8 protein-coding genes are annotated in these 8,669 nt (G+C 64.4%); 4 read left to right on the forward strand and 4 right to left on the reverse strand.

What is annotated here, in order from left to right; translation table 11 throughout:
• Positions 1-225: 225 nt before the first annotated feature.
• The 4 genes from RFN28_RS04435 to RFN28_RS04450 all read right to left on the reverse strand — a co-directional run bounded on the left by RFN28_RS04435 (position 226) and on the right by RFN28_RS04450 (position 5,417).
• On the reverse strand, positions 226-804 hold the full coding sequence (locus RFN28_RS04435; RefSeq protein WP_320286154.1) for a sarcosine oxidase subunit gamma: 579 nt from the start codon (positions 802-804) through the stop codon (positions 226-228).
• Positions 797-3,790, reverse strand: coding sequence for a sarcosine oxidase subunit alpha (locus tag RFN28_RS04440; protein ID WP_320286155.1), 2,994 nt, complete (start codon positions 3,788-3,790; stop codon positions 797-799). Before RFN28_RS04440 ends, RFN28_RS04435 begins: the two co-directional genes overlap by 8 nt.
• The gene (locus tag RFN28_RS04445; protein ID WP_320286156.1) at positions 3,787-4,083 is read right to left on the reverse strand and encodes a sarcosine oxidase subunit delta; all 297 of its coding nucleotides are present in this window, start codon (positions 4,081-4,083) and stop codon (positions 3,787-3,789) included. The genes RFN28_RS04440 and RFN28_RS04445 overlap by 4 nt, the downstream gene beginning before the upstream one ends.
• A gap of 80 nt (positions 4,084-4,163) precedes the next feature.
• Complete coding sequence (locus RFN28_RS04450) at positions 4,164-5,417, reverse strand: sarcosine oxidase subunit beta (protein ID WP_320286157.1); 1,254 nt, start codon at positions 5,415-5,417, stop codon at positions 4,164-4,166.
• A gap of 250 nt (positions 5,418-5,667) precedes the next feature.
• On the opposite strand from RFN28_RS04450, the gene RFN28_RS04455 reads away from it, so the two are divergent.
• From RFN28_RS04455 to RFN28_RS04470, 4 genes are all read left to right on the forward strand, one after another.
• Entirely contained in the window at positions 5,668-6,426 is a 759-nt protein-coding gene (locus tag RFN28_RS04455; RefSeq protein ID WP_320286158.1) for an SDR family oxidoreductase, read from the forward strand.
• 109 nt (positions 6,427-6,535) lie between these two features.
• Positions 6,536-6,922, forward strand: a complete 387-nt coding sequence (locus tag RFN28_RS04460) for an SET domain-containing protein (RefSeq protein WP_320286159.1) — start codon at positions 6,536-6,538, stop codon at positions 6,920-6,922.
• A 177-nt stretch (positions 6,923-7,099) separates the two neighbouring features.
• The gene (gene rpsU, locus RFN28_RS04465; RefSeq protein ID WP_040969057.1) at positions 7,100-7,363 is read left to right on the forward strand and encodes a 30S ribosomal protein S21; all 264 of its coding nucleotides are present in this window, start codon (positions 7,100-7,102) and stop codon (positions 7,361-7,363) included.
• 135 nt (positions 7,364-7,498) lie between these two features.
• A complete protein-coding gene (locus tag RFN28_RS04470) occupies positions 7,499-8,350 on the forward strand; it encodes a tetratricopeptide repeat protein (RefSeq protein WP_320286160.1) in 852 nt (283 codons plus the stop codon).
• The last annotated feature ends 319 nt before the right edge of the window (positions 8,351-8,669 follow it).

Genomic DNA, 8,669 nt, shown 5'->3' on the forward strand with positions numbered 1-8,669 from the left:
AGAGACATGCGTAAAATCAAAAACCTAAAGCGCATGGAGCGAATCTGAAAGATCGCGACGCGCTTTAGAGCAATTCCAGGAAAAGTACGCAGCGGTTTTCCGTCCGGAATTGCATCAAAACAGGCGTTTAAGGGGTTCGGCGATCCTACGGAACGCTGAACCATTCTCGTCGCAGACAACGGAATGGGCCGGCGATGGTTCCTGCAGCATCGGCTGCCGGAAAGATCAGTTCGCCGCGTCGCCCGCCGCTTCCGACAGTAAAGTAAAGACATAGTCCGAGAAGGAACGCCAGCACTCCACCCGGAAGGCATCGGCCGCAGTGCGCAGCAGCACGATCTCGGCCTTGCCCAAGATGGTGCGCGACGCCGCACCGACCGGGAACGCGTCAAGCGACAGGTCCTGCGGGCAGCCTGAGTTGACCGTCACCGCGGCCGCCGGCCCGGCGACCGAGATCGCAACGTTGCGATGCGAGATGCCGACCGCCGAATGCAGCGCCGAAACTTTGGCGCAGTCGGCCAGTGGATCGTTGCCCGCCTCGTCGATGATCAGCCATTCGTCCGGTCCGAGCCACAAGGCAGTGCGACCGTCCTTCGCCGCCGAAGTCTTCGGCTTGGTCGGCAAAGTCACGCCGAGCGCCTCGGAGAGCGGGGCGAAAGAAGTCTCCAGCGCCCGCAGCGAAATGCGTTCGGCCGGCGGCAGGATCTCGACCTTGACGCCTGGTGCCGACACCGCACGGCCGGCAAGTGCTGGCCGCCGCTCGACCGAGGCTTCATCGGCTTTTGTCTTGACGGCAGCCTTAGCCATTGAGGCGTTCTCCCTTCTCGTCGACGAACACCATGCCGGTGACCTCCACCTCGATCGTGCCGTTCGGCATCGGCACATAGAGCGTCTTGCCCATGCGGTCGCGGCCGCCGGCGATCAGCGCGAGCGCGATCGAGCGCCCGCAATTCTCCGACCAGTAGCTGGAGGTGACGTGGCCGATCATCTTCATCGGGATCGCCTGTTTCGGATCCGCGACGATCTGCGCGCCCTCTTCCAGCACCACCTTCGGATCCTTGGTCCTCAGGCCGACCAATTGCTTGCGGCCCTTGGCGACAAGATCCGTTCGCATCATGCCGCGGATGCCGACGAAGTCGCTCTTCTTCTTGCCGACCGCCCAGTCGAGACCGGCATCGTTCGGCGTCACCGTGCCGTCGGTGTCCTGGCCGACGATGATGTAGCCCTTCTCGGCGCGCAGCACGTGCATCGTTTCGGTGCCGTAGGCGGTCGCGCCATGCTTCTGGCCCTCGGCCCACAGCGCTTCCCACACCGCTTCGCCATAGTCGGCCGGCACGTTGACCTCGAAGCCGCGCTCGCCGGTGAAGGACATGCGGAACAGCCTCGTCGGCACGCCGCAGATCTTGCCCTCGCGCACCGACATATGCGGCATCGCCTCGTCCGACATGTCGATGCCTTCGACCAGCGGCGCGATGATCTCACGCGACTTCGGCCCCTGCACCGCGATCACCGCCCACTGCTCGGTGATCGAGGTCAGCCAGACGTTGAGATGCGGGAATTCGGTCTGGAGGTAATCCTCCATGTGGTGCATGACACGCGGCGCGCCGCCGGTGGTCGTCGTCACATGGAAGCGGTCCGGCGCCAGCCTGCCGACAACGCCGTCGTCATAGATGAAGCCGTCCTCGCGCAGCATGATGCCGTAGCGGCAGCGGCCGGGCTCAAGCTTCTCCCAGGGGTTGGTGTAGAGCAGCTCCATGAACTTGGCCGCATCCGGCCCGACCACCTCGATCTTGCCGAGCGTCGAGGCGTCGAACAGGCCCGCCGTCTTGCGCACCGTCACGCATTCGCGGTTGACGGCGGCATGCATGTCCTCGCCGGCCTTGGGGAAATACCAGGCGCGCTTCCACTGCCCGACATCCTCGAACACCGCGCCATGCGCCGCCGCCCAGCCATGGGTCGCTGTCCGACGCGTCGGGTCGAACAAGGCCCCACGCGCATGGCCGACGATCGAGCCGAAGGTCACCGGCGTGTAGGGGGGTCGGAAGGTGGTGAGGCCGACCTGTGGGATCGGCTTGCCCAGCACCTCGGCGGCGATCGCCAGGCCGTGCATGTTGGAGGTCTTGCCCTGGTCGGTTGCCATGCCGTTCGTAGTGAAGCGCTTGACGTGCTCGATCGAATGCATGCCTTCATGCACCGCTTGGCGGATGTCCTTGGCGGTGACGTCGTTCTGGAAATCGATGAAGGCCTTGACGGTAGTGCCCGGCCCGGCGCCGGGGGCGGCGCCCAGCATGCCGCGCGACCAGCTCTCGCCGGCATCGACCTTCGGCTTGGCGCCCTTGCCTGCCTTGCCACCGGCCTCCTTCGCAGCCTTGGCACCCGCCGCATAGGCCTCGTCGACCGTAGCGTCCAGACCGTCCGTGCCGTTGCAGGCGCCGACCGACACGCAGTCCTGCGCGTAGGTTCCAGGCACGAAGCGCCGCGTCTCCTCATTGAAGTCGACCTTGCCGCGCGACTGCGAGAAGAGATGCACCGACGGCGTCCAGCCGGACGACATCAGGATGGCGTCGACCGCAATTTTGCGCTCGCCGCCGCCATTCTTCGGCTGCACGGTCATCGACGAGACGCGCAGCTTGCCGCCGGCGCTGACCACCGCGCGGCCGAAATTGATCTCGATGCCGAGGCCCCTCGCCTCGTCGATCACCGCCCCCGACGGGTTGTCGCGCAGGTCGACGATCGCGGCGATATTGACGCCGGCCTTCTTCAGGTCGATCGCGGCCGCGTAAGCCGAGTCGTTGGCCGTGTAGACGCCGACATTCCTGCCGACCGCGACGCCATAGTGGTTGAGGTAGGTGCGCGCCGCCGACGCCAGCATGACGCCCGGCCGATCGTTGTTGGCGAACACCATGTGCCGCTCGATGGCGCCGGTCGCCAGCACGACGCGCTTGGCGCGAACCTGCCACAGGCGCTCGCGCGCCAGCTCGCGGCCAGGGGTCTTGAGGTGGTCGCTCACCCGCTCGACCAGGCCGACGAAGTTCTGCGCGTAATATCCAAAAGCAGTCGTGCGCGAGAGCACCCGGACATTGTCCATGGCCTTGAGCTTCGCGACCGCGGCTTGCGCCCAGGCAAATCCGTTCTCGCCGTCGATCTTGGCGCCGCTCTCGAAGCGCAGGCTGCCGCCGAATTCGGCCTGCTCGTCGGCGAGGATCACCCTGACGCCGGTTTCTGCAGCGGCGAGCGCCGCGGCGATGCCGGCGGCACCGCCGCCCAGCACCAGCACGTCGCAATGCGCATAGCGCGCCGCATAATGGTCGGGATCCGGCCGGTCCGGAGAAACGCCAAGGCCGGCGGCCGCGCGGATCTGCGGCTCGTAGAGGCTCTTCCAGGCCGACTTCGGCCACATGAAGGTCTTGTAGTAGAAGCCCGCCGAGAACATCGGCGAGGCAAGATCGTTGACCGCGCCGACGTCGAAGGCGAGCGAAGGCCAGCGATTCTGCGAATGGGCAGTGAGGCCGTCATAGAGCTCCTGCACGGTCGCCCGCACGTTCGGCGTCTTGCGCGCGTCGTCGCGCACGATCTGCACCAGCGCGTTGGGCTCTTCCGCGCCGGCCGACAGGAAGCCGCGCGGCCGGTGGTACTTGAAGGAACGGCCGACCAGATGCACGCCGTTGGCGAGCAGCGCGGAGGCGAGCGTATCGCCTTCGATGCCGGTATAGGGCTTATCGTCGAAGCTGAAGGAAGCGGTCTTGGCCTGGCTGAGACGCCCGGCACCGGAAATGCGGAACGCGGCGTTCATTTCGAGGCTCCAGGCAGCTTGGCGGGCTTCGGCTCGCCGGCCTTGTAGGTCATGACGAACTTGTCGGTGACGGTGTCGCGCACGGCGTTGAAGAAGCGCGCGCAGCCATGGATATGCCGCCAGCGCTCATAGATGACGCCTTTCGGGTTCGCGCGGATGAAGAAGTATTTCTCGAAATCGTCCTCGCTCTCGCCGGCGATGTTGGTCGAGCGCACGACATGCGCCTCGCCGGCATTGCGGAACTCGAGTTCGGGGCGCTCTTCCTCGCAATAGGGACAGCGGATGAGAAGCATTTTCGGTCGATCCTACAGTTCGCCATGGCCGACGCGGGCGCCGGCCGGTTGATCGCAAAGCCTCAGGAAAAATGTTGGCATCAGTGCGCCACCGCCGCCGCAGCCGCTTCGTCGATGAGACGGCCGGTGCGGAAGCGCTCGAGGGTGAAGGGCGCATTGATCGGGTGCGGGTCGTCTTTGGCGATCGTGTGGGCAAAGACATTGCCCGAACCCGGTGTCGCCTTGAAGCCGCCCGTGCCCCAGCCGCAATTGACGTAGAGGCCCTTGACCGGCGTCTTCGCCAGGATCGGCGAGCGGTCCGGCGTCACGTCGACGATGCCGCCCCAGGAGCGCAGCATCTTCATGCGCGTGAAGATCGGGAACATCTCGCAGATGGCGTCGAGCGTGTGCTGCAATATGTGCAGGCCGCCGGTCTGCGAATAGGAGACATACTGGTCGGTGCCGGCGCCGATCACCAGCTCGCCCTTGTCGGACTGCGAGATATAGGCGTGCACCGTGTTCGACATCACCACGCAGGGCACCACCGGCTTGACCGGCTCCGACACCAGCGCCTGTAGCGGATAGCTCTCCAACGGCATGCGCACGCCGGCCATGTCCATGATGACCGACGAATGGCCGGCGGCGACGACACCGACCTTCTTGGCGCCGATGAAGCCGCGCGTCGTCTCGACGCCGGTGACGGCGCCATTGGCCGCGCGCTTGATGCCGGTGACCTCGCAGTTCTGGATGATGTGGACGCCGCGCGCCGAGGCGCCGCGAGCATAGCCCCAGGCGACCGCATCGTGGCGCGCCGTGCCGCCGCGGCGCTGCAGTGCCGCGCCCATCACCGGATAGCGCGCCTCCTTGGAAATATTGAGCGGCGGGCAGAATTCCTTCGCCTGCTCCGGCGTCAGCCATTCATTGTCGATGCCGTTGAGGCGGTTGGCATGGATGTGGCGCTTGAACACCTGGACGTCATGCACATTGTGCGCGAGCATCATGACGCCGCGCGCCGAATACATGACGTTGTAGTTGAGCTCCTGGGAGAGCCCGTCCCACAGCTTCAGCGCGTGATCGTAGATGCCGGCGCTCTCGTCATAGAGATAGTTGGAGCGGATGATGGTGGTGTTGCGGCCGGTGTTGCCGCCGCCGAGCCAGCCCTTTTCCAGCACCGCGACATTGGTGATGCCATGCTCGCTCGCCAGGTAATAGGCCGTCGCCAGGCCGTGGCCGCCGGCGCCGACGATGATGACATCATATTCCTTCTTCGGCTCGGGCGAGGTCCACTGCTCTTCCCAGCCCTTGTGGCCGCGCATCGCCTCGCGGGCAATGGCGAATACCGAATATTTCTTCACGTTGTAGCCTCGCGCCAAAAATCGCGGATGTCGTCCGCCCGTCACGCGAGGAGTATCACTAGCGAAACCGCGCTGCCACCCTTGCGCTGTTTGCGACGGCCCTTGCCGTTTTGCGCCACAGCTGCGCGGCGCCTGCCCGACAACGCGCAATCCGATCGGCAAGGCAGCTTTCGGGTGGCTGCCGGAATGCCGATTTGCGACCAAGCGTCCGACCGCCGGCAAGGCCGGCACAGAGGAAGGACGAGGAAAAATGTTCGCACTGACAGACAAGGTCGCCATAATCACCGGTGCCAGTTCCGGCATCGGCCGCGCCACCGCCAGACTCTTCGCCGAGCAGGGCGCCAGCCTCGTGGTCGCGGCGCGGCGCCAGGCTGAGCTCGACGCACTCGTCGACGAGATCGAAGCGGCAGGCGGCACCGCTGTAGTACTTGCCGGCGACGTCAGGGACGAAGCCTATGCGAAGGCCCTCGTCGATCTGGCGGTGGGCAGGTTCGGCGGCCTCGACATCGCCTTCAACAATGTCGGAGCCGTCGGTCAGATGGGGTCGATTTCCGACCTGTCGCTGGAGGGCTGGCGCGAGACGCTCGATACCAATCTCACCAGCGCGTTTCTTGGCGCGAAATACCAGGTGCCAGCAATGATCGAACAGGGCGGAGGTTCGCTGATCTTCACCTCCACCTTTGTCGGCCACACCGTCGGCATGCCCGGCATGGCCGGCTACGCGGCGAGCAAGGCCGGCCTGAACGGATTGACGCAGGTGCTTGCCGCCGAATACGGTCCGAAAGCCATTCGCGTCAACGCGCTGCTGCCGGGCGGCACCGATACGCCCGCCGCGACGTTCAAGACGCCGGAATCGCGGACATTCGTCGAAAACCTGCATGCCTTGAAGCGTGTGGCCCAGCCGGAGGAGATCGCCCGTTCGGCGCTCTACCTTGCCTCCGACGCCTCGAGCTTCACCACCGGCACGGCGCTGTTTGCCGATGGCGGCGTGTCGATCAACCGGACGTGATCGGTTGGGCAAGACAGCAAACATGCTCATCCGCTGAAATCTCGCACCACGGCCTTGCAATCCGGTCCGTTTTGACGATTTGGTTTCCCGTCGAAAACGGGCCGGAACGATGCTGCTGATCAGAACCTATGTCGCCCAGAGCGCCATCGAAGGCGTCGGCGTTTTCGCCGCCGAGCCGATCAGGAAGGGCGCCTCGATCTGGCGGCTCGATCCCGATTTCGACCGGCTGATTCCGATGGAGAAGTACGAGGCGGCGCCGCCGCATCTGAGGGAACTGCTCGACCGCTACGCCTATCCGAGCCCGGACAAGCCTGGCTTCATGGTCTATGAGGTCGACAACGGCCGCTTCATGAACCATTCCGAGCGGCCGAACACCGATTTCTCGCAATATGGCGGCGCCACCGCCATCCGGGACATCGCCACCGGCGAGGAAATCACCTGCGACTATGGCGAGTTTTTCGAGGATTTCGCGCGCCTCCACCTGATGACGGCCTAAGGCCAGGAGCGGCGAGGCGCGGCGCGCCGGTTTTTGATCGCGGTTTCCTATAATCAACGGTGGACAGCACGGCCTGATTCTGCTATCAGCCGGCACAATTCGCGGTGCAGGTCACTGCGGAGGCAAGCGGCTATGGTCGTTTGCCTGATGAATTCAAACTCGAAGACAGGATTGCACGTGCAGGTACTCGTCCGCGACAACAACGTTGATCAGGCGCTTCGCGCGCTGAAGAAGAAGATGCAGCGCGAAGGTATTTTCCGCGAAATGAAGATGCGCGGTCACTACGAGAAGCCGTCCGAGAAGCGTGCCCGCGAAAAGGCGGAAGCCGTCCGCCGCGCCCGCAAGCTGGCCCGCAAGCGCGCCCAGCGCGAAGGCCTGCTGCCGATGACCCCGCGCCCGGCTCCGGCCGGTGCTGCAGGCGCATCGCGTTCGCCGCGCTGATACGCCAATTTTTCGTCCTTTTCGAAGGATACCGAGGGTGGCGCGATGCGGAATCGCCGCCACCTTTTTGTTTATGCATTCGAGCCGGTTCGGAGAGGGAACGGACCTGACGGCGCGGCGCCAGTGAGGACTGAGATGAACGCTATTTCCGTGGAGCGCAGAACCGCCTTTCGCGGCTTCGCCCTGACGGCGGCCCTGCTTTCGGGCCTGACGCTTGCAGCATGCCAGACGACACCGACTGGCGAGTTCAACAACATCGACAAGGCGCAAGGGTCGAGCGAGAACATCTCCTCGCTGACGGCAGTGATCCAGCGCAATCCGCAGGATCCCGAGGGCTATAATGTGCGGGGCTCGGCCTATGGCCGCGGCGGTCAGTACCAGGCGGCGCTGAAAGACTTCGACACCGCCATCCAGCTCAATCCGAATTTCTACCAGGCCTATTCGAACCGGGCGCTCATCCAGCGCTTCCTCGGCAATCAGCAGGCGGCACTCGCTGACTACAACCGCTCGATCCAGATCAACGCGAATTACGACGCCGCCTATATCGGCCGCGGCAATCTCTATCGCAAGGCTGGCCGCGTCAACGACGCCTTCAACGACTTCCAGAAGGCGATCCAGCTCGACACGACCGATGCGCGCGCCTACCACAATCGCGGCCTGATCTATCAGAGCCAGGGCCAGCACAAATTCGCCATCGAGGATTTCTCGACCGCGATCTCGCTGGCGCCGGACGCGGCCGAGCCCTACAACGGCCGCGGCCTCTCCTATCTCGCCACGAATGACGAGGACAACGCCTTCTCCGACTTCAACATGGCTATCAAGCTCGACCCCAAGAATGCCGAAGCCTGGGCCAATCAGGCGCTCATCTACGAGAAGCGCGGCGACAAGGCGAAGGCGGCCAAATCCTACCGCGAGGCCATCCGCCTCAATCCGACCTATCAACCCGCCAAGGACGGCCTGTCCCGCACCTCGGGCAGCGCCAGCTGACCGAAAGCTGGCGCCGGCTAGCGCACGGCGCCCAAAAGTGCGCGGCGGTTTGGGGAAACACCCTCGTAAACACAAGACCTGAAGCGCGTCGCCTGAATCCGTTTCAGTGCGATGCGCTAGTCTCTCATGTTCCCTGTCAAACCGTGTCTTCGTCTCGGGGCTGTCCTCGGTCTAGAGGGCGGGCGTCGGGCGCATCGGCTCGGCCACATAACTCTTATGACCGTGGTCAAGAATGAGGGATGACGTTTTTTCGCCCTATGTCTTTTGCCACAGGTTTTGTTCGTCATTGATGAGGGGGCAGCACGGAGACGGGATGGGC

This window comes from Mesorhizobium album (assembly GCF_033977205.1).
GTDB classification, from domain to species: Bacteria; Pseudomonadota; Alphaproteobacteria; order Rhizobiales; family Rhizobiaceae; genus Mesorhizobium; species Mesorhizobium album.